At 73.6% G+C, this 20,438-nt stretch carries 18 protein-coding genes and 1 pseudogene; 6 read left to right on the top strand and 13 right to left on the bottom strand.

Annotated elements, in window-relative coordinates; all coding sequences use genetic code 11:
* Positions 1-74 precede the first annotated feature (74 nt).
* A complete protein-coding gene (locus ACGFI8_RS36050) occupies positions 75-1,184 on the bottom strand; it encodes a hypothetical protein (protein WP_392811662.1) in 1,110 nt (369 codons plus the stop codon).
* A 246-nt stretch (positions 1,185-1,430) separates the two neighbouring features.
* On the opposite strand from ACGFI8_RS36050, the gene ACGFI8_RS36045 reads away from it, so the two are divergent.
* Positions 1,431-1,892: an SPW repeat protein gene (locus tag ACGFI8_RS36045; protein WP_392811493.1), complete on the top strand. Its 462-nt coding sequence runs from the start codon at positions 1,431-1,433 to the stop codon at positions 1,890-1,892.
* Here the strand turns inward: ACGFI8_RS36045 and ACGFI8_RS36040 are convergent.
* The 3 genes from ACGFI8_RS36040 to ACGFI8_RS36030 form a co-directional block, all read right to left on the bottom strand.
* Positions 1,792-2,967, bottom strand: coding sequence for a sigma-70 family RNA polymerase sigma factor (locus ACGFI8_RS36040; protein ID WP_392811491.1), 1,176 nt, complete (start codon positions 2,965-2,967; stop codon positions 1,792-1,794). The two genes, ACGFI8_RS36045 and ACGFI8_RS36040, sit on opposite strands and share 101 nt — an antisense overlap.
* 232 nt (positions 2,968-3,199) lie before the next feature.
* Positions 3,200-4,078: a DMT family transporter gene (locus tag ACGFI8_RS36035; RefSeq protein WP_392811490.1), complete on the bottom strand. Its 879-nt coding sequence runs from the start codon at positions 4,076-4,078 to the stop codon at positions 3,200-3,202.
* A 31-nt stretch (positions 4,079-4,109) separates the two neighbouring features.
* On the bottom strand, positions 4,110-5,276 hold the full coding sequence (locus ACGFI8_RS36030) for a glycosyltransferase (RefSeq protein ID WP_392811488.1): 1,167 nt from the start codon (positions 5,274-5,276) through the stop codon (positions 4,110-4,112).
* A gap of 49 nt (positions 5,277-5,325) precedes the next feature.
* Between ACGFI8_RS36030 and ACGFI8_RS36025 the strand changes: the two genes are divergently transcribed.
* Positions 5,326-6,108, top strand: coding sequence for an SDR family NAD(P)-dependent oxidoreductase (locus tag ACGFI8_RS36025; RefSeq protein ID WP_392811486.1), 783 nt, complete (start codon positions 5,326-5,328; stop codon positions 6,106-6,108).
* Between the two features lie 2 nt (positions 6,109-6,110).
* Here the strand turns inward: ACGFI8_RS36025 and hpnH are convergent, their stop codons facing one another.
* The 9 genes and pseudogenes from hpnH to ACGFI8_RS35980 all read right to left on the bottom strand — a co-directional run bounded on the left by hpnH (position 6,111) and on the right by ACGFI8_RS35980 (position 15,593).
* Positions 6,111-7,115, bottom strand: coding sequence for an adenosyl-hopene transferase HpnH (gene hpnH, locus ACGFI8_RS36020; protein WP_392811484.1), 1,005 nt, complete (start codon positions 7,113-7,115; stop codon positions 6,111-6,113).
* Positions 7,112-8,065 (bottom strand): 4-hydroxy-3-methylbut-2-enyl diphosphate reductase, encoded by a 954-nt coding sequence (locus ACGFI8_RS36015; RefSeq protein ID WP_392811660.1) that lies wholly within the window; start codon positions 8,063-8,065, stop codon positions 7,112-7,114. The genes hpnH and ACGFI8_RS36015 overlap by 4 nt, the downstream gene beginning before the upstream one ends.
* Before the next feature lie 87 nt (positions 8,066-8,152).
* A pseudogene (locus tag ACGFI8_RS36010) lies at positions 8,153-8,617 on the bottom strand (hypothetical protein); the annotation flags it as partial.
* Between the two features lie 56 nt (positions 8,618-8,673).
* Positions 8,674-10,584, bottom strand: a complete 1,911-nt coding sequence (gene shc / locus ACGFI8_RS36005; RefSeq protein WP_392811482.1) for a squalene--hopene cyclase — start codon at positions 10,582-10,584, stop codon at positions 8,674-8,676.
* The gene (locus ACGFI8_RS36000; protein WP_392811480.1) at positions 10,584-11,645 is read right to left on the bottom strand and encodes a polyprenyl synthetase family protein; all 1,062 of its coding nucleotides are present in this window, start codon (positions 11,643-11,645) and stop codon (positions 10,584-10,586) included. The genes shc and ACGFI8_RS36000 overlap by 1 nt, the downstream gene beginning before the upstream one ends.
* A complete protein-coding gene (gene hpnE / locus ACGFI8_RS35995; RefSeq protein WP_392811478.1) occupies positions 11,642-13,051 on the bottom strand; it encodes a hydroxysqualene dehydroxylase HpnE in 1,410 nt (469 codons plus the stop codon). The genes ACGFI8_RS36000 and hpnE overlap by 4 nt, the downstream gene beginning before the upstream one ends.
* Positions 13,048-13,917, bottom strand: a complete 870-nt coding sequence (hpnD, locus tag ACGFI8_RS35990; protein ID WP_392811477.1) for a presqualene diphosphate synthase HpnD — start codon at positions 13,915-13,917, stop codon at positions 13,048-13,050. The genes hpnE and hpnD overlap by 4 nt, the downstream gene beginning before the upstream one ends.
* Entirely contained in the window at positions 13,914-14,786 is an 873-nt protein-coding gene (gene hpnC / locus ACGFI8_RS35985; protein ID WP_392811475.1) for a squalene synthase HpnC, read from the bottom strand. Before hpnC ends, hpnD begins: the two co-directional genes overlap by 4 nt.
* A 93-nt stretch (positions 14,787-14,879) precedes the next feature.
* The gene (locus ACGFI8_RS35980) at positions 14,880-15,593 is read right to left on the bottom strand and encodes a polysaccharide deacetylase family protein (RefSeq protein ID WP_392811473.1); all 714 of its coding nucleotides are present in this window, start codon (positions 15,591-15,593) and stop codon (positions 14,880-14,882) included.
* 194 nt (positions 15,594-15,787) lie between these two features.
* On the opposite strand from ACGFI8_RS35980, the gene pqqE reads away from it, so the two are divergent.
* From pqqE to ACGFI8_RS35960, 4 genes are all read left to right on the top strand, one after another.
* On the top strand, positions 15,788-17,197 hold the full coding sequence (gene pqqE, locus ACGFI8_RS35975; protein ID WP_392811472.1) for a pyrroloquinoline quinone biosynthesis protein PqqE: 1,410 nt from the start codon (positions 15,788-15,790) through the stop codon (positions 17,195-17,197).
* Entirely contained in the window at positions 17,194-18,066 is an 873-nt protein-coding gene (pqqB, locus tag ACGFI8_RS35970) for a pyrroloquinoline quinone biosynthesis protein PqqB (protein ID WP_392811470.1), read from the top strand. The genes pqqE and pqqB overlap by 4 nt, the downstream gene beginning before the upstream one ends.
* Before the next feature lie 292 nt (positions 18,067-18,358).
* On the top strand, positions 18,359-19,360 hold the full coding sequence (locus tag ACGFI8_RS35965) for a cellulase family glycosylhydrolase (protein ID WP_392811468.1): 1,002 nt from the start codon (positions 18,359-18,361) through the stop codon (positions 19,358-19,360).
* A 185-nt stretch (positions 19,361-19,545) separates the two neighbouring features.
* Positions 19,546-20,438, top strand: an 893-nt coding sequence (locus ACGFI8_RS35960; protein WP_392811466.1) for an RNA-guided endonuclease InsQ/TnpB family protein, incomplete at its 3' end; no start/stop codon positions are given.

The following is a 20,438-nucleotide window of genomic DNA, read 5'->3' as shown; positions in this document are numbered from 1 at the left end:
GTCCGGCCCCGTTGCCTACCCGCGACGACGCCCGCAAACCGGGAAGGGAGTGACGGCGCAGGTGGCCGGCGCCGCTACAGGTCGTACAGCAGCCGGCCGGTCAGCGGGTCCTGGCCGTAGCGGTCGCACAACTCCGCGAGCACGTCCTCGTGCGTGACGGCGACGTTCATGACGGTGTCGTTGCCGGCGTAGTAGACGACGATCGTGCCGTCGGCGCGGCGCACCAGGCCGCAGGAGAAGACGACGTTGGGCACGTGCACGTAGTCGGTGTCGGCGACGCGGCAGTCGGCCCGCGACGGGAACAGCACCGGGATGCTGGACATGCGCACCCGGCGGGGATCGTCGAGGTCGTGCAGCGCCACGCCGAGCACGTACGGGTTGCCGTCCATCGTCGTGCGCACGCCGTGGAACACGTTGAGCCAGCCGTGCCGGGTGCGCACCGGCGGTGCGCCCGGCCCGATCTTGTCGGAGAAGGCGCTCGGGCCCGCGCCGGTCCGCATGATCGGCTTGTCGGCGATCTCCCACGGCCCGGTGCGGAAGTCCTCCGCGTAGCCGATGCGGATCTGGGTGTACGTGCCGCCCGTGTCGCCGGGGCCGACGTCGTTGGGCCGGAACAGGCCGACGTACCGCCCGCCGATCGGCTCCGGGAACAGCACCACGTTGCGCATGTCGCGGTCGAGGATCGGCCCGTGCCGGGTGAACGTGGTGAAGTCGTCGGTCAGCGCGAGCGACACGCGCACGCGGTTGCGGATCCCGGCGTGGTAGGCGCTGTAGGTGACGGCGAACGTGTCCCCGACGGGGTTGATCCGGGCGTCCTCGACACCGCCGGACTCGACCTCCGCGATGTCCTGCCAGTCCAGGCCGGCGGCGTACTGGTCACCCTTGGTGGCCGGGGACAGCACCGGCCGCGGACGGACCGCCCAGCCGGAGACGCCGTCCTCGCTCGTGGCCAGGCCGAGGACGCTGATGCCGCAGCGCAGGTGCGACCGGAACAGCAGCACGGTCCGATCCGCCAGCGCCACTGCCCCGGCGTTGTGCACCGTCGTCACCCGCAGGTGCGGCTCCCGCCACACCTCGTTGACCCGGTGCGCGGTCAGGATCGGGTTGGCCGGGTGCCGCAGGACGGGCGCGTCGAGCGACACGACGCCGGCGGTCCCGTCGCCGAACTGCACCTCGCGTGTCATCACAGCGTTCACGGTCGCATTCCGGGCACGGCTCGCGCGGCGTTATCGCGAACTGCGGGTCCGGGGCCGGCCCGCGTGCCTGAGCTGGTGACGGTCGAGCCAGCGCAGGGTCACCTGGGTGGCTTGCCGAACCACCCGCTCCATGGCACCGAGCCGGCCGAAGTGCGGGCCGATGAACATTCCGGCGGTCGGATGGGTAGCTGAGCAGTGTACGGGACGACGCATATGAGGTTCAGGAGGTGCGTCATGTCCGACGTATCCGACTACAGAGAGATTTCCGAACACCCGGACGTCGCCGAGATGCGTCAGCGGCTCGAACGGGTGACCGCCAGCGGCCAGGCGATAGTCATCGACGGTCTCGTCCTGCTGGCCGGCGCGTGGCTGGCCATTTCCCCATGGGTCGTGCACTTCAACGGCACGGCGCCGAGCGTCACGGTCAACAACCTGATCCTGGGGATCATGATCGGCGTGATCGCGCTCGGCCTCACCTGGGCGCCGGCGCGGATGTACCGGCTGAGCTGGGCGATGGCGGCCGTAGGTGCCTGGGTCATCATCGTGCCGTTCGTGGCCCGGGAGGTGCACGCCGGCGTCGTCTGGACCAATGCGGTCACCGGAGCCGTGACGGTCCTGCTCGGCCTCGCCGCCGTAGGGATGCTGTTGTCGACCGGCCCGACGGGCGGCAGGCAGACATTGGCGCATCAGCGGTGAGCGCGGCGGAATTCCGTGGCGCCTGCCCGCGGGTGGGCGCCACTGACGTGCGGCGCTGACCCCAATTCTGGGGTGTGCTCCCTCGACGACGGTGCCCACGAACCGTCGAAAACACAGAACCGCCGGAAACACGAATGCCGTCCGGGCCGGACGGTGGCCCCCGAGCCGGAGGTCTCGATCGGCGCCTCCGGGTCTTCGCGGCCGGAGGGCGACCTCCGCCCCCGAAGACCCGGCCGCCGTTGCGTGCCGGTGGCGCGGCGTGCCGTGCCGTACCGTGCCGCGCCGTACCGGCCGGCCGGATGGGAGCCGGGCGAGGAGCCGACGCGGGTGCGGGGCGGTGCCTCCGGCGCGGCACCTGGCGCGGCGGTGTGGCGGGGCCGTCCAGCGCGGCACGCAGCCGGTCGAGCGCGGTGCGCAGCAGCCGGGACACCTGGGTGGCCGAGCGGCCGACCTCTTCGCCGATCTCCGCATACGTGCGGTTGCCGTAGAAACGCAGGACGACGACCCGCAGCTCCCGTCGGGGCAGGCGGCGCAGTTGCGTGTGGAGCGCTTCGCGATCGTCGATCGTGGCGGTCTCGTCGGTGTCGTCGGCGAGGGTGTCGGCGAGCGAGGTGCCGTCGTCGGGGCCGGCGGGCCCGTCGAGCGACAGCATGTGCTGCTCGTACAGCACCCGCAGGCTGCTGGTCACGTCGGATTCGCGGCACCGCGTCGCGGTGGCCGTCTCGGCGGCGGTGGGATCGCGGCCCAGGTGCTGTGTCAGCCGGTCGCGGGCGTCGGCCACCCGGGCGAGGACTTCGCCGTGGTGCCGGGGTGTGTGCAGTGCCCAGCGGTTGTCCCGGATGTAGCGCTTCAGCGCCCCCGTGAGGGTGTGGGTGGCGTACGCGGAGAACGGCACGCCACGCCCGGGGTCGAACCGTCCGGCGGCCTCGACGAGGGCGAGTGCCGCGACCTGGCGGATGTCCTGGGCGCGCGGATCGTGGCAGTACCGTGCGGCGACCTTCTCGGCGAGCCTCAGGTGCCGCTCGACGAGGCGATTGCGCAGGGCGGTTCGCCGTGTGGTGTCCGCAAGCCGCATCTCGGCGAACGCGGCACCGCACCCGGGGTCGCCGCATCGGCACCCGGGCCCGGTCGTGGCCGCGCCTGCTCGCCGTTCGCGGACCGACGGGTTCACGATCCGTGATCCTTTCTACCGGTCTACCGGCCTGGCCCCCGACACTTCGACCCTACCCCTTGTTGCACTGTGCAAACATTGCACGGCTGCTCCCGGCGGCCGGGTTGTCGGCTCGCATCCGTTCGGCACGGTGTCGTCAAGCCGTGGGTACCGCTCGCGGCCGCGCCTGTCGGGCGTCCGAATGGGTCGTGCTGGCGAACCAGATCCCACCGACCATGGCGATCGCGGCGGCCAGTTCGACCGCGAGCCGCGGCCCGTCGGTGGAGATGCTCTCGTGGAACGCCGTGACCCCGATCGCGACGCTGGCAGCCGGGTCGAGAATGGTGATCGCGGTGAGCGGAACGGCGATCCGTGAGCTCTGGAAGGCGTCCTGGTTGAGGATCACCGCGCCGAGCCCGACGACGACGAGCGCATAGACCTCCCCGCGGGTGAACACCGCGAGCGGGTCCACCGCGATCTGTGCGGTCAACGCCTTGAGCAGCGAGGCGGCGATGCCGTACAGCAGCCCGGTCGCGACGCCCAGCAGCGCGGCGCGGGTGCCGTTCCTGGCGCACCATCCGGCGATCAGGCACGCCGCCAGCACCGGCCCGGCCCAGAGCGCGACACTCAGCCAGCCCTCGACCGACGGTTGGTCGATGCCGGCGCGGGGCTGGGCGGCGAGCAGGAACGCGGCCAGGCCGGCCCCGCCGAGCGCCACCACGGCGAAGTCCCGTCCGTGGACGCGGCGCCGGTTGAGGGCGGCCGCCAGCGGTATGGCCAGGAACAGGCCGCTCACCAGCAGCGGCTCGACCAGGACGAGCGGTCCGAAGTGCAGCGCTACCGCCTGCAGGGCGGTACCGACGGCCTCGGGAATCCAGCCCAGCAGCCACATGGGCCGGCGCATCAGCCGGATGAGCAGCCGGGGATCGAGCGGCGACGTGCGCTGCTCCCGCGCGGCCGCGCGCTGCTCGAGCGCGGATGCGACGGCGAAGGCCGCGGCAGCCCCGACTCCCGCGAGCACCGCGGCAACATTCATGATTCGTGACCCTCGACCGGCTCGCCGGACGTCAGCGACGGCTCGTCGTGCCCGTCGAGGCGGACGACGCCCGCTCACCCGCGGCGACGTCCGCGATCACCGCCGCCGGATCGGAGCCGAACAGCGCCAGGCCGGCGTCGCGCTGGCGCCGGCCCCGCTCCCCGTCGAGGAGTTCGGCCAGTGCCGGTCCGAGCTCGGCGCGGCTGCGGACCAGGGTCGCCACCCCGGCCTCGGCCATGGTGGCCGCGCTGGCCTTGCCGTGCCCGGGTATCGGCCGGTACGTGAGGACGGGAAGCCCGCACGCCATGGCCTCCAGCGCGGTGAGCCCGCCGCCGTTCTCCACGAGAACGTCGGCGGCCTGCAGCAGCTCCGGCATGTCCGGCACCCAGCCGAAGACATGGCCGACGCCGCGGCGGCGGAGCCGGCGGTACAGCGCCCGGTTCCGCCCGCAGACCGTGACCGGCGTTGCCATGCCCGTGGCCGCGATCTCGGCCGCCGCCGCGCCCACCTCGCCGACGCCCCACGCGCCGGCGACGAGCAGCGCCAGCCGGTCGTGCGGCGGCAGGCCGAAGCGTTCGCGCGCCTCCCGCTTCGCCGCCGCCGAGGCGGGCCGGCACCGGGCGGACACCAGCCGCCCGGCCACCCGGACGTCGGCGGCGCCGTAGGCGACGGCCTGGGCCCCGCTGGTGGCGTGCGCCGCGCAGTGCAGGTCGATGCCGGGGGCGACCCAGGTCGGGTGGACGGCGAAGTCGGTCAGGTAGGTGATCACCGGCGCGCCGAGGTGCCCGTCGCGGCGCAGCGGGCCGAGCAGTTGGCTGGCGATCGGGTAGGTCGACACGACGGCGCTCGTGTCGGCGGGCAGGGCCCGGCGCATCCGTGGCCGCACCGGGCGCAACAGGGCGCGGGTGGCCGGACCCGCGCCCCGGAACCGGCAGCTGATCGCGAACAGCGCGTCGTAGATCCACGGCAGCCGCAGCAGCATGCCACGGTACGTGCCGCGCAGCAACCGTCCGGTCCGCCACGGGAAGACGTCGGTGACGTCCAGGCAGTCGACCCGCAAGCCGCGGCCGCGCAGCCGGGCCGCCAGTTCGCGGGTCGTGCCGTCGTGCCCGGCACCGACGCTGGCTGAGATCACCACGACGCGGCGGCGCTGGTCGGCGCCGCCTTGCTCAACATCGTCAACATCGGCAATGGACACGCAAAGTGCTCTACCGCAGTTGGCGTCGTTGTAACCTGCGATCGCGGGGGTGGCGCAGTCCGCCGGGATGGGGGTGCCGATGCGGATCGCGGACCGGGTTGCGCTGATCACCGGCGCCTCGTCCGGCATCGGCCGGGCCACCGCGCTCCGGCTGGCCGACGCGGGTGCTCGGCTGGTCCTGCACGGGCGGGACCACCAGCGGCTGTCGGAGCTGGCCGAGCGCACCGGCGGGTGTGCGGTGGCGGGCGATCTTGCCGAGCCGGACGAGGTGAGCCGCCTGGTGGCGGAGGTCGAGCGGCTCGTCGGCGGCGTGGACATCGTCGTCAACAACGCCGGGGTGGGCTGGGCCGGGTCGTTCGGGGAGATGGCGCCGGCCGACATCGAGCGGCTGGTCGCGGTCAATCTGGTCGCCCCGATGCGGCTCACCAGGGCGCTGCTGCCGGCGATGTGCGCCCGCCGGGACGGGTATGTGCTGTTCGTGACGTCGATCGCCGGTCGGCTCGGCGTGGCCGGCGAGGCGGTCTACGCGGCGACGAAGGCCGGCCTCGACGGTTTCGCCGAGAGCCTGCGGCTGGAGGTGCGCGGTTCGCGGGTGCGGGTCGGTGTGTTCGTGCCCGGCGTCGTCCAGACCGAGTTCTTCCAGCGCCGGGGGCGGCCGTACGAGCGCAGCAGCCCCCGGCCGCTGGGCGTGGACCGGGTCGCGGACCTGCTGGTCGAGACGATCGCGGCCGGTGCCGCCGAGCGCTACACGCCCGGCTGGCTGCGACTGCCGGTCGCGGTCCGCGGGGTGGCCCCGGGACTGTACCGGCGGCTGGCCGCCCGGTTCGGCTGACGCTATCCGGCGCGCAACGCCCGCAGCGACTCCTTCAGCGACGCCATCGTCGCCAGCACGGCCGTGGGCTCGTAGCCGCAGTGGGCCATGCAGTTGGCGCATCGTGGGTCGCGGCCGCGGCCGTAGCGCTCCCAGTCGGTGGTCTCCACCAGCTCCCGGTAGGTGCTGACGTATCCGTCGGACATCAGGTAGCAGGGGCGCTGCCAGCCGAACAGCGAGTACGACGGCACGGCCCAGGCCGTGCACGGGAAGTCGATCCTGCCCTCGAGGAAGTCGAGGAACAGGGGGGAGTGGCTGAGGCGCCAGCGCTGCCGCCGGCCGTCGGCGAAGGCCTTGCGGAACAGCTCGCGGGTCTGTTCGACGCCGAGGAAGTGCTCCTGGTCCGGGGCCTTCTCGTAGGCGTACGCCGGGGAGATCATCATCTCGTCGACCCGGAGCTCGTCGTTGAGGTGGTCGAGGACGTCGATGACGGTCTGCGGCGTGTCGGTGTTGAAGAACGTCGTGTTGGTGCTGACGCGGAAGCCGCGCCGTTGCGCGTCGCGCACGGCGGCCACGGCCTCGTCGAACACGCCCTCCTTGCACACCGACGCGTCGTGACGCTCCCGGAGGCCGTCGATGTGGACGGTGAACGTGAGGAACCGCGACGGCCGGAACTTGTCGATCTTCTTCGGCAGCAGCACGGCGTTGGTGCACAGGAACACGTACTTCTTGCGCTTCACCAGTTCGGCGGCGAGGGTGTCGATCTGCGGGTGCATGAGCGGCTCGCCGCCGGCGATGGAGACCATCGGCGCGCCGCACTCGTCGATCGCGGCGAGCGCCTGCTCGACGGGCATCCGACGCTTGAGGACGTCGGCCGGGTGCTCGATCTTGCCGCAGCCGGCGCACTTGAGGTTGCAGGCGAACAGCGGCTCCAGTTCGACCAGCAACGGAAACTTCTCGCGGCGGCGCACCTTCTGCTCGATCAGGTACCGGCCTATCCGCAGTCGTTGCCGCAGAGGGATGCTCATGGTCGTACCTCCTTAGGCAGCATGAATCGGACGTCCTCGCTCACGGCGGTGTGCTCCTCGACCGTGCGCGCACCGAGCCCGCACAGAGCGCCGACCACCTCGTCGACGAGGACGGGCGGTGCCGAGGCGCCCGCGGACACGCCGACCGTGCGGGCGCCGGCAAGCCAGCGCAGGTCGATGCCGGCCGCGCCGTCGACGAGGTACGCGGGCGTCCCGGCCCGTTCGGCGACCTCGACCAGGCGGCGGGAGTTCGACGAGTTGGCGGAGCCGACGACGATCATCGCGTCGCAGGCGGCCGCCACCTCGTACACCGCGCGCTGCCGGTTGGTCGTGGCATAGCAGATGTCGTCCGACGGCGGGGCGGCCAGCTCGGGGAACCGGTCCCGCAGCACCGCGAGGATGTCGCTGACATCGTCCACGGCCAGGGTCGTCTGGACCAGGTAGGACACCCGCCGCGGGTCGTCGACCCGCACCCGTTCGGCCTCCCGGACGTCCTGGACGAGCCGGATCCGGCCGGGCGCCTCGCCGAGGACGCCGTCGGTCTCCTCGTGGCCGGCGTGCCCGATGAGCAGGACGGTGTCGCCGTGCTCGGCGAACCGGCGGGCCTCGGCGTGCACCTTCGTGACGAGCGGGCAGGTGGCGTCTATTGTGGACAGCCGCCGCTCGGTGGCGGCCGACCGGACCGCGGGGGAGACGCCGTGGGCGGAGAACACGGCCACCGCCCCTTCCGGGATGTCCTCGACGCCGTCGACGAAGACCGCACCCCGCGCGGACAGGTCGGCGACCACGTGCGTGTTGTGCACGATCTGCTTGCGGACGTACACCGGCGGGCCGTGCAGCTCGAGGGCGCGCTCGACGACGAGGATGGCGCGCTCCACCCCGGCGCAGAACGAGCGGGGAGCGGCGAGGACGACACGGCGCACCGTGGTGGCGGCCGCCCACTCGCGCAGCCCGGCCGCCACGGCCGGCAGGGCCGCCAGCGCCGTGCGCATCTGCGCCAGGGTGCCCGGCTGGAAGAGCGGACCGGTGTCGGCGACGACCCGTACGCAGGCGGCGGGCCGTCCGGCCGTGCTGGCACTGCCGCTCAGCAGCCAGGCCGACTCCAGGTCCACGGTCAGGGCGCCGGTGGCGGCGAGGCGGTCACGCGTCGCCCCGTGGGCCAGCCGCTCGGTGCTGACCACCGGGCCGGTCCGGACGGTGAGCCCCTGACGGCGCAGCGCGCCCTCGAGCATGGCGGCCGCGGGGAGTGTGGTCGTCGCGGGCCGGGGGTCGGCGACCCACGGGTCGGCGCGGACCTCGGTGGCCACGACGACGTCGCCGGGTTTCAGGGCCGCGTCCAGCCCGCCGCCGATGCCGGCCACGGCGAGCGCGCCGGCGTTCGTCACGACGGCCGATCCGGCGGCGCGCTCGGACCGGCGGCGCCCGGCGCCGGTGTGCAGGACGGCGCCGGCCGATCCGTGCCTGCCTGCTCGCACGGCGCGACGCAGCGCCGCCGCCTCCATGCGCATCGGTGCGCAGAGCACCCAGTCCTCCTCCGCTCGTTGCGGTGCCGGCGTGCTCATCGGTCCTCCCGCGCGGTGTCGCGCAGAATGCGGCCGAGGGCGCTGATCGGGAACACCAGCCGGTACAGGTGATAGTTGATGTAGAAGTCGCCCGGGAAGCCGGTGCCGGTGTAGTGCGGCTCGTCCCAGCCGCCGTCCGGGCGTTGCGTGCGGACCAGCCACGCCAGCGCCTTGCGTGTTGCCGGCGTTCGATGCTCACCGGCGGCGTGCAGCGCGAGCAGGGCCCAGGCGGTCTGCGACGCGGTCGAGGCCCCGCGCCCGCGCTGCGCCGCGTCGTCGTAGGACCGCATGTCCTCGCCCCAGCCGCCGTCGCCGTTCTGGTGGCGCAGGAGCCAGTTCACGGCGCGGCGGATCATCGGGTGGTCCGCCGGGACGCCGGCGGCGACCAGGGCGGGCAGGACGCAGCCGGTGCCGTACACGTGGTTGGCGCCCCACCGGCCGAACCAGGATCCGTCCGGCTCCTGCGCCCGCAACAGCCATCGCACGCCCCGGCTGGTGGCGGCCGAGTCCGTCAGGCCCTGGGCGCACAGCGCCTCCACGATGTGCGCGGTGACGTCGGCGCTGGGCGGGTCGATGACCTCGCCGAAGTCGCAGAACGGCAGGTCGGCGACGAGCGTGCGGTCGTTGTCGGCGTCGAAGGCGCCCCAGCCGCCGTCGCGGGACTGCATGCCGATCAGCCAGCGGGTGGCCCGGTGCACCGAGGGGTCGTGCCGCAGCGGGGTGCGCCGCAACGCGAGGATCACCTCGGCGGTGTCGTCGGTGTCGGGGTAGCCGTCGTTGTCGAACTCGAACGCCCACCCGCCCGCCGGGACGCCCGAGCGGCGGACGGCCCAGTCGCCACGAGCGGTGATCTCCTGACCGACCAGCCAGTCTCCGGCGCGTGCGAGCGCGGGATCGTCGGCCGGCAACCCGGCGTCGGCCAGCGCCGTGACCGCGAGCGCGGTGTCCCATACCGGTGACTGGCACGCCTCCAGCCGGCGGATCGTGCCGTCGGGCGTCTCCTCGCGGACGGTGAAGCGCTCCAGCCCGTCGAGCCCCGCCCGCAGCACCGGATGCGTGAGGGGATACCCGAGCAGGTGCAGGGCCATGAGCGAGTACACCCACGGCGGCTGGATGCCGCCCCACGAACCGTCGGCCTCCTGCCGGGCCACGATCCACTCGGCGGCGCGGCGCAGCGCGTGGCGGCGCAGCGAGCGGGCGGCGACGCGTTCGTAGCCGCGCGCGGCCAGGTCGAGACGGTGCAGCCAGCCGGCACGGCGCGACAGCGGCGGCGGTGGCGGCGGGCGCAGTCCCGTGCGCAGCTCGGACAGCGAGAAACCCAGCGACCGCACGGGCCGCGTCGCCCGCACGACCGCCAGCGGCACGATGGTCTGCCTGGCCCAGCACGCGAAGTCGTACACGTTGAACGGCATCCAGGCGGGCAGCAGCACGAGCTCGGGCGGGATCGCGGGCAGGCGCTGCCACGGCCACTCGCCGAACAGCGCGAGCCAGATCCGGGTGAACACCCGGCTGCGCTCGATGCCGCCGCGGTCGCGGACGAACCCGGCGGCCGCCGCCATGTGCGGCGCGTCGGGGGCGTCGCCGGCCAGGCGCAGGGCCGCGTACGCCTCGATGGTGGTGGACAGGTCGCCCGGCCCGTCGTGGTACGTCGCCCAGGTGCCGTCGTCGCGCTGCCGCGAGCGGATCCAGCGGGCGGTCTGCGCGGTCAACCGCTCGTCGCTGATGCCGAGGAACCGGCGCAGCAGCAGGTCCTCGGCCTCCATCGTCACGTTGGTCTCCAGCTCGCCCTTCCACCAGCCGGCGCCGTCCTGCAGATCGAGCAGCCGTGCCGTCGCCCGATCCAGGCCGGCCCGGGCCCGGTCGAGGATCCCGTCGGCGTCGGCCGCGTGCGCGAGCAGTTGCGTCATCAGTGATCACGTCCGGTCACGAGGCGGGCGAGGTCCACCAGGTCGTCGTGCACGCCCGCGGGCAGTTCGAGCGCGGCGAGCTCGTCGAGTGCCCGGGTCAGATGACGATCGGCCGCGGTCTGGGCCCAGTCCCGTGAACCGGACTCCTCCAGGAGCCGGCCGGCGAGCACGAGGTCGGCCTCGTCCAGTTCGCGCGCGGACGCGTACAGCGCCCGCAACGCCTCGCCGGCGGCGGTGCCGGAGGTGAGCGCGTGCACGATCGGCACGGACTTCTTGCGTGCCCGCAGATCGGAGCCCACCGGCTTGCCGGTGCGCCCGGGCTCGCCCCAGATGCCGAGCAGGTCGTCGACGAGCTGGAAGCTCATCCCGAGGTGGTCGCCGAAGCGCGACAGGCCGCGGGTCACGGCCGCGGGGGCGCCGCACAGCAGCGCTCCCAGCGCGCAGGCGCAGGACATCAGCGCCGCGGTCTTGTCGGCGCTCATCGCCAGGCACTCGTCGAGACTGACGTCGTCGCGGCGTTCGAACTCCAGGTCGGCGGCCTGCCCGGCGATGAGCCGGTGTACGTCCGTGTCCAATCGCCGGATCGCCTCGGCGCCGCCCGGCCGGGCAACGCCCGCGAACGCGTCGTGGGCTTCGTCGCCGAGTGCGTCGTGGGCTTCGCCGGCGAGTGCGTCATGGGCCAGGACCATCAGGGCGTCGCCGGCCAGGATCGCGGCGGGCGGGCCGAAGACCGCCCAGGCGGTCGGGCGGTGCCGGCGCAGCGTGTCCTGGTCCATGACGTCGTCGTGCAGCAACGAGAAGTTGTGGGCGAGCTCGACGGCGACGGCGGCGGCGACACCCCGTTCGGGCGGTTGCCCGGCGGCGCGGGCCGAGAGCAGGGCCAGGGCCGGACGGATGCCCTTGCCCCCGGCGGCGGTCGGTGCGCCGTCGGCGTCGCAGTAGCCCAGGTGGTAGGCGGCGACCCGGCGGTTGCGGGGATCGAGGCGGCCGAGGAGGTCTCGGATCCGGGGCTCGACGAGCGTGGGCACCTGATCGAGGCAGGCGACGGGTGCGATGGTCATCGTGTGCCCTCCAGCTTTCGGGTCGGGGATGCCGGCAGACCTCGCAGGTGGGCGAGCACGACGTCGGCGGCGCGGTGACCGCTGCGGACAGCGCCCTCCATCGTGTCCGGCCATCCCGTGTCGGTCCACGCCCCGGCCAGTACGAGGCCGGGCAGGCGTGTCGCCGCACCGGGTCGCAGCGTGCGGGTACCGGGAGCCTGCCGGAACGTGGCATGCGGCTCGCGGGTGACGAAGGCCTCCAGCAGCGTCGCGGACCGCGCCGCGGGGAACAGCTCGGCGATGGCGTTGGCGTGCGTGCGGACCAGTTGCCTGGCGGGAAGGGCGATGGCGTCGTCCGCGGCGGAGATCGAGCCCACCAGGTACTGCCCGTCGCCGATGGAAGGCGGGGTGCGGTCGAAGATCCACTGTGCGGGGGAGTCGACCGCCACGGCGAACGGCAGCCGGGTGACGGCCGAGTCGTATCGCAGGTGCACATTGACGATCGGGGCGCTGCCCAGCAGGTGCCAGCTGTCCCGGTCGTCGCATGCCGCGGCCGGCACCAGCCGCGCGGCGGCCGGATGCGCAGCGGCCAGGACGACCGCGTCGGCGGCGAGTTCCTCCCGGGCCGAGCGACCGCCGGCGCCGCCGATCGCGACCCGGTATCCGGAGGTGTCCGGCTCGACGCGCTCGACCCTGCTCCCGGTGACCACCTGCACGCCGAGCCGCGTCAGCAGCCGGAGGGCGGCACGGCCGTGCAGATCGGACAGCGGTACCAGCGGGCGCCCGATGTCACCGGCGTCGGCCCGCTCCAGCAGCCCGGTCCGGAAGACCCGCGCGGCGAGGGCGAGCGAGGCGCGCTCCGCCGGGGTGTTCAACGCGGCGACGGTGATCAGATCCCACAGCCGCCGCACGGCCCGCGGGCCCTGGCCGTGCGCGGCGAGCCAGTCACCGAAGGCGCGCCGGTCGTTGCCCGGGTCGTCGGGGTCCACGCCGCGCAGTGCGTTGGCCGCGCCGATCGCGCGCAGCCGCTCGCGAACGCTCAGCAGCGGATACCTCGCCAGCGCCGGAAGCAGGTGCGCCGGGGCGGGCAGCCGGCGCGCCCGCGCGAGTACGTGCGGCCGGTGCCGGGGCCGCAGTACCGGCACCGAGAAGCGCTGTTGCAGCTGCGTCAGGCCGCCGGTGCCGAGGCGGTCGAGCAGGGCCCGGTAGTGCTCGTAGCAGCGCAGGAACACGTGCTGCCCGGTGTCCACGACGAGGTCGCCGTGCTCGAACGAGTACGTCGCCCCGCCGAGTTCGCTGCGCCGTTCGAGCAGCGTGACCCGAGCCCCGGCGTCGGCGAGGCGGATCGCGGCGGCGATGCCGGCGAGCCCACCGCCGACGACGCACACGTCGTAGCCGGCGCTCAGCGCCGGTGGGCTCGGCGTCACGCCGCCCGCCTGACGAGCGCGCGCACGGCGACCGTCGCCTTCTCCCGGGGCGGCAGCGAGAGCCGTGTCCGCGTGACGGCCATCGGGTCGCGCACGATGCGGCCCAGCAGCCGGTGGTAGATGCCGGCCATGGCGGCGGTGCACGCGGCGCTGCGCGCATCCAGCATCGGCAGCAGCCGCAGGCCGGTCTCGTACCACTGCTCGGCACGCTCGGCCTCGAAGCGCACGAGGGCGACGAAGCGGTCCGGCGGGTCGGCGAAGCCGTCGCCGTCGAGCTCCAGGTTGCAGCCGAACCGGTCCAGATCGTCCTTGGGCAGGTACACCCGCCCGTTGCCGCGATCCTCCCGCAGATCGCGCAGGATGTTGGTCATCTGCAGCGCGATGCCCAGCGCATCGGCCCGGTCGGCGGCCAGCCCCGGCGCGCCGGTGCCGAACACGCCGAGCGACAGGCGCCCGACCGAGCCGGCCACGCAGCGGCAGTACCACAGCAGGTCGTCGAACGTGGCATAGGTTGTGCCACGGACGTCGGCGGCGCAGCCGTCGATCAGCTCCTCGAACGCCTCCAGCGGGATGGGCAGCCGCCCCGCGGCGTCGTGCAACGCCAGCAGCACCGCGTCGTCGGGGGCCGTGTCCGGCAGCCGGCGCAGCGACTCGCGGATCTGGCCGAGCCGGGCCAGCTTCTCGTCGGGGGGCAGGTCACCGTCGCCGATGTCGTCGATGCGGCGAGCGGTGGCGTACACCGCCGACAGCGCGCGCCGTTTCTCCTTCGGCAGCAGCCGGATGCCGTAGGAGAAGTTGCGCGCCTCACGCCGGGTGATCTCCTCGCACCGCCGGTACGCCGCGTCGACGGTGGTGGCAGCGCTCACCCGACGCTCCTGACCATCGCGGCCAGCCAGGACGTCGCGACGTCCCGCCTGCGGGGCCGCGGCGGACCGGGCAGCGGGTCGTACCGGCTGCGCTCCAGCGCCCTCAGCGTCGCATACCCACCGGCCAGATACCCGGCGACCGCCGCGCGCGCCCAGCCGTGCAGCGCCGCGAGCAGCGGTGCCCCGGCGTCCAGGCGGGCCCTCGCGCGGCCGGCCTCGAAGCGGACGAGTGCGCGCAGCGCGCCGCTCGCCCTCGCCGCGGCCAGGTCGCCGTCGCGCACACCGAACCGGTCGAGGTCGGCCCCGGGCAGGTAGACGCGGCCGCGGCGGTGGTCCTCGGCGACGTCCTGGAGGTGTTCGACGATCTGCAGCGCGGTGCAGATGCGGTCCGACAGCGCGATCCGCGCCGGGTCGGCCTGGCCGAACACGTGCAGGACGAGCTCACCGACGGGATCGGCCGACAGCGAGCAGTACCCCACGAGCTCCTCGAAGGTGGTGTAGCCGGTGACGACCTGGTCGACGCGGTTCGCCTCGATCAGGCGCAGCAGCGGCCCGGCGGGAAGCCGGCACGCGACCACCGTGGGGGCGAGCGCGCACAGCACCGGGTGCTCGATCCGGTGCCCGTCGTACAGCCGGTGGACCTGCGCTTCGAAGGCGTCGAGCCGCGCCGTGCGGTCGGCCGCCGTCACTCCCGGGAGCGGCTCGTCGCCCAGGTCGTCGACGAACCGGGCGTAGCGGTACAGCGCGTGCAGGTGCCGGCGGGTGGTTCTGGGAAGGATCCGCATGGCCACCGGGAAGTTCTCGTCGCCGGCGCGCTTTTCCGGGCGTACGCCCCCACCGGCCGTCGCCGTCGACTCCGTCGTCACCATAGCGGCGCGCTACCCCGGATCGTGCGCTCGTAACGGCCTGGCGGCACCTCGTCGCAGGCCCGTCCGACATCTGCTTCGCACGGCCGCCGGCCGTCACGGGAGGTGGTCGCTGATCCGGGCGAGGCGCAGACCCTGCCGCTCGCAGTCGCCGGCGATCGCCGTCAGCGCGCCGAGGGCCGACCGCCAGGCACCGGGGGCCGCCGCGCAGTCGCTGTCGTGCAGCAGCAGGGTGGCGCCGCCGCGGATGCCTCCGGAGCGGAGGTGGGTGAGCACCGTGTCCGGGGTGGCGCCGGCCTCCCAGTCGCGACCCCACGCGCTCCACAGCACCGGGCGCAGGCCGAGCCGGGCGGCGGCGAGCAGGCTTCCCGCGGAGAGGATGCCGTACGGAGGGCGGAACCAGATGGGCGGGACCCCGCAGGTGTCCAGGAGCAGATCGGCCGTCCGGGCCAGTTCGTCGTGGACGAGGCCGGGTCTCATGCGCAGGTGATCGCGGTGCGTCCAGCCGTGCACGCCGATCTCGTGCCCGTCGTCGCGGATGCGCCGCAGCAGGTCGGGCGCCTTCGCGGCCATGCCGCCGAGCACGAAGAAGGTCGCGGGCACGCGCAGCCGCGCGAGCGATCGCAGGAAGGCCGGCGTGGAGCCGGGATCCGGACCGTCGTCCAGGGTGAGCGCGACCGTGCCCGGCCGGCCGACGCCGCTGAGCGCCCGCAGTTGCCGGCGGACCGGTGCCAGCGCCGTCAGCGCCGGGCCGGCGTGCAGCGCGACGACGGCCGCGGACAGGCCCGTGGCCAGAAGCCATTTCCTCACGCCGCCGCGTTCCCGGTGGGGCGGCGCCGAAACCGGCGGAGCGCACCGAACCGCCGGCGCTGCGGGCGATTCCCGGGTTACTCCGGCGCGGGTGAGACGGACCGTCCGCGTCCCCGTCAAGCCGGCCGGGCCGGCCTGCTTCGAGTAGCGGATTCCGGTGGCCCCCGGCGACAGCGCCGATACGCTCGGACGACATGACCAGCCTCACGAACCGCCGGCCCGGGCTCGCCCGCGGCGTCCGCCTCGAGTGGGACCCGGTGCGGGCCGGGCATGCGCTGCTGTACCCGGAGGGCGTGCTGCTGCTCGACCCGGTCGCGGCGGACGTGGTGCGGGCGTGCGACGGCCGGCGCGACCTGGCCGGCATCGTCGAGCTGCTCGCGCAGGACTACGCGGACGTCGACGTCGGCGATGTCGAGCGGCTGCTGGCCGACCTGAGTGACAGGAGGCTGCTGACCGACGGCCGCACCGCCGGACCCACTGCACCGCACGCCGGTGCGCGGGCGGGCGGCGCGGCCGGGGCGACCCGCTGGACGGGTGCGCATCCGCGGCCGACCGGGCTGCTCGCCGAGCTCACGTACCGGTGCCCGCTGCAGTGTGCGTACTGCTCGAATCCGGTGGAGCTCGCGGCGTACCGCGACGAACTCGGCACGGCGCAGTGGTGCGACGTGCTGGATCAGGCGCGCGCCGCGGGCGTCCTGCAGGTGCACCTCTCCGGCGGCGAGCCGCTGCTGCGCCGCGATCTGCCGGAGCTCGTCGGGCACGCGAGCCGGCTCGGCATGTACACCAACCTCGTCACCAGCGGCATCCCGCTCGACGCCGACCGCCTGGCGGCGCTGCTGGCGGCGGGCCTGGACCACCTGCAGCTGTCGATCCAGGACGCCCGGCAGGCGGAGGCGGACCGGGTCGCCGGCGGCCGGTTCCACGACCGCAAGCTCGCCGCGGCCGGGCTGATCCGCGCGTCAGGGATCCCGTTGACGGTCAACGTGGTCCTGCACGCCGGCAACGTGGCCAGGCTGGAGGAGATCGCCGAGCTGGCGGTGGCGCTCGGCGCCGACCGGCTGGAGCTCGCCCACACGCAGTTCTACGGCTGGGGGCTGCGCAACCGGGCGGCGCTCATGCCGACCAGGGCCCAGGTGGACGCCGCGGCCGAGGCGGCCGCTGAGGTGCACCGCCGCCACGGCGAGCGGGTCGAGATCGTGTACGTGCGGCCCGACTACCACACCGGCACGCCGAAGCCGTGCATGCAAGGCTGGGGCGCCCGGCAACTCGTCGTGACACCCAACGGCGACGCGCTGCCGTGCCTCGCCGCCGGGCAGCTGCCGGGCCTCGAGGTGCCGTCGGTCCGCACCGCTCCGCTGGCCGGCATCTGGCAGGACTCGCCGCTGTTCAACGCCTTCCGCGGTACCGCATGGATGCCCCAACCGTGCCGCGACTGCGCCCTGCGTGACATCGACTTCGGCGGCTGCCGCTGCCAGGCGTTCCAGCTCACCGGCGACGCGTCGGCGACCGACCCGGCCTGCCGCTGGTCCCCGCACCACGACACGGTCGTCGCCGCCACCACCGGCGAAAGCCGCCCGGCGGCGATCCCGCGGAGGGCGCGGTGAGGATCCGCATCCTCGGCAGCGCGGCCGGCGGCGGCGTTCCACAGTGGAACTGTGCCTGCGCCGGCTGCTCGGCGGCGCGGGCGAGCGGCACGCACCGCACCCAGGACAGCGTCGCGGTCACCGGCGACGGCACGGCGTGGTACCTCCTCAACGCCTCGCCCGACATCCGCGCCCAGCTGCTCGCCGCCGAGCCCCTCCGGCCGGGACCCGGCCCGCGGGACACCCCGATCCGCGGCGTGCTGCTCACCACCGCCGAGATCGACCACACCGCCGGCCTGCTCAGCCTCCGCGAGGCGGGCGCCCTGACCCTCTACGCGACCGGCACCGTACTCGGCGCGCTGCGGACCGCGCTGCCGATCGTCCCGGTGCTGCGCCGGTACACCGAGCTGCGGGTGCACGCGCTGCCCATCGGCGAGCCGGTGCCGCTGGAGGGCGGGCTGACCGTCCGCGCCGCGGCGATCGGGGCCAAGGTGCCGCGCTACGCCGACCAGTGCGCCGCCGATGAGCGCGCCGGCGACGACTGGGTCTGCGCCCTGCGCGTCAGCGACGACCGGACGGGGCGCGCGTTCGTCTACGCCACCTGCCTGCCCGAGTGGTCGGACACCTTCGACGAGTTCCTCGACGGCGCCGACGCCGCCCTGCTCGACGGCACGTTCGCCACCGAGGACGAGCCGGCCCGGCAGGCCGGCCTGTCCAGGACCCCGCGCCAGATGGGCCACCTGCCGATCACCGGCGCGATCCCCGCGCTGCGCCGCCACGGCCGCACCCGGGTGCTCTTCGGCCACCTCAACAACACCAACCCGTTCGCCGGCACCGGGGCGGAGACCCCCGTGGAGATCGCGCAGGACGGGCAGGAGCTCGACTGCTGAGCCTCACCGGCCACCGGACGGTCGTCCTGATGGCGATGCGCACGGTCCCGATCGCGGCCGGGCCGACGGCCCGGCGAGGCGCCGGGGAAGCCGATGCGTGGCCGTGGCGGCCGCACCCGGGATGGTAGGTTCCAGCCAGCCGCGGGCTGAAGCGGCGAGCCCGCCCGGCGGGTCATGCGGGAACACGAGGTAGCCGCAGCCGGAGTGCGTGGGGGTCACCCGCGCACTTTTTCGCGGCCGGCGACCGCTGCCGAAGGAGATCATGAGAAAAGCAGCTGTTAAAGTGGGCGTAGTGTGCGCCGCACTGATCGCGTTCATGCTCGCCGCCACACATCATCCGGCCCGGTCGGCCAAGGCGGCACAGACGCCACGCTCCGCGCAGGACGGGGTCGGCCTGCACGTCAGCGGCAGGAACATCGTCGAGGCCAACGGCAACAGCTTCGTCATGCGCGGCGTCAGTCACGGATACGCCTGGCACAAGGACCAGAACCAGTCGTTCGCCGACGTCAAGAAGCTGGGTGCCAACTCGCTGCGCGTGGTGCTGACGGCCGACGTCGGCGCCGGCGAGGTGGCCGACATCGTCTCGAGGTGCAAGCAGAACCGGCTCATCTGTGTCCTGGAGTACCACGACACCACCGGGCACGGCGACAGCGGCGGCGGCAGCAGCACGCTGGACCAGGCCGCCGACTACTGGGTCGGGCTGCACGACGTGCTTGCCGGCCAGGAGAGCTTTGTCGTCGTCAACATCGGCAACGAGCCGTACGGCAACAGCGACACCTCGAGCTGGGCCGGCGCGACGAGCGCGGCGATCAGGAAGCTGCGCGACGCCGGCCTGCGGCACATGATCATGGTCGACGGGCCGAACTGGGGACAGGACTGGTCGGGGATCATGCGCGGCAACGCCCCGGCGGTGTTCAACAGCGACCCGCAGCGCAACACCGTCTTCTCCGTCCACATGTACGGCGTGTACGGCTCCGCCGCGAAGGTCACCGACTACTACAACGCCTTCCAGAGCGCCGGACTGCCGCTGGTGGTCGGCGAGTTCGGGTGGAAGCACTCCGACGGTGACGTGGACGAGGACACCATCATCAACGAGGCGCAGTCCCGCGGGATCGGGTACCTGGGCTGGTCCTGGAGCGGCAACGGCGGCGGCGTCGAGTACCTTGACGCGGCCGACGGCTTCGACCCCGACCGGTTGACCTCATGGGGCCGGCGCCTCTTCGAGGGCGCGAACGGCATCAGGGCGACCGCGAAGGAGGCCACCGTCTACGGTGACCTCCGGCCTCGGTCATGACGGGTCCTGACGAGGTCCTGACGGGTCATCAGATCCCTTCCGTGGATACCCCGGCCTTCAGGCCGGGGAGGAAACGGAACCCCTGCGGAGCAGGGCAGGAACAGCCGATTCGCCGCCAAGGCGGATCGGCGTCTGCCGGCGTGTCACCGCAAGGTTCACAAAATAGATCGGCCAATATGTGAGGCGTGTTCAGGACGGTGAAGCGGGCGTTCAAGTACCGCTGCTACCCGACCTGCGCGCAGGCCGCTGAGCTGGCCCGGACGTTCGGGTGCGTCCGGAAGGTCTACAACCTGGCATTGGCCGCCCGTACCGAGGCGTGGACGTTACGGCGGGAGCGGGTGGGCTACAACGCGACCTCGGCGATGCTGACCGCGTGGAAGCGGACCGAGGAGCTGGCGTTCCTCAACGACGTCTCCTCCGTACCGTTGCAGCAAGCCCTGCGGCACCTGCAAGCCGGGTTCACGAACTTCTTCGCCGGCCGCGCCCGCTACCCGAACTTCAAGTCGAAGAAGAAGTCCCGGAAGTCGGCGGAGTACACCACCAGCGTGTTCCGCTACCGCGACGGCAGGCTCACCCTGGCGAAGATGGCCCAACCGCTGGACATCGTGTGGTCGCGGCCCCTGCCCGAGGGCGCGGCTCCGTCCACCGTGACCGTGTCGCAGGACGCGGCCGGACGCTGGTACGTGTCCCTGCTCTGCCAAGATCTGATCCCCGACGCCCCGGCAGCGGCTGCTGCGGTCGGGGTCGACGCCGGGCTGGACAGCCTGCTCACCCTCTCCACCGGGGAGAAGATCCCCAACCCGCGGCACGAGCGCGCCGACCGGGCACGGCTGGCCCGCGCGCAGCGGGCGTTGTCCCGCAAGGAGAAGGGTTCCGCGAATCGGGCGAAGGCCCGGGTCAAGGTCGCCCGCGTCCATGCCCGGATCGCCGACCGGCGCCGGGATCACCTGCACAAGCTGAGTACTCGGCTCGTTCGTGACAATCAAACGATCGTGATCGAGGACCTGACCGTACGGAACATGGTCAAGAATCGCACGCTGGCCCGTGCCATCTCGGACGCGGCGTGGCGGCAGTTCCG

Source organism: Dactylosporangium sp. NPDC048998 (assembly GCF_043197855.1).
Taxonomy (GTDB): domain Bacteria; phylum Actinomycetota; class Actinomycetes; order Mycobacteriales; family Micromonosporaceae; genus Dactylosporangium.
This window is presented reverse-complemented; position numbering and strand designations above follow the sequence as displayed.

Coding starts and splice junctions, on each gene's coding strand:
- ACGFI8_RS36050 (WP_392811662.1), bottom strand. CDS start 1,184: ATGACACGCGAGGTGCAGTTCGGCGACGGGACCGCCGGCGTCGTGTCG.
- ACGFI8_RS36045 (WP_392811493.1), top strand. CDS start 1,431: ATGTCCGACGTATCCGACTACAGAGAGATTTCCGAACACCCGGACGTC.
- ACGFI8_RS36040 (WP_392811491.1), bottom strand. CDS start 2,967: ATGCGGCTTGCGGACACCACACGGCGAACCGCCCTGCGCAATCGCCTC.
- ACGFI8_RS36035 (WP_392811490.1), bottom strand. CDS start 4,078: ATGAATGTTGCCGCGGTGCTCGCGGGAGTCGGGGCTGCCGCGGCCTTC.
- hpnH (WP_392811484.1), bottom strand. CDS start 7,115: ATGAGCATCCCTCTGCGGCAACGACTGCGGATAGGCCGGTACCTGATC.
- shc (WP_392811482.1), bottom strand. CDS start 10,584: ATGACGCAACTGCTCGCGCACGCGGCCGACGCCGACGGGATCCTCGAC.
- ACGFI8_RS36000 (WP_392811480.1), bottom strand. CDS start 11,645: ATGACCATCGCACCCGTCGCCTGCCTCGATCAGGTGCCCACGCTCGTC.
- hpnC (WP_392811475.1), bottom strand. CDS start 14,786: ATGGTGACGACGGAGTCGACGGCGACGGCCGGTGGGGGCGTACGCCCG.
- pqqE (WP_392811472.1), top strand. CDS start 15,788: ATGACCAGCCTCACGAACCGCCGGCCCGGGCTCGCCCGCGGCGTCCGC.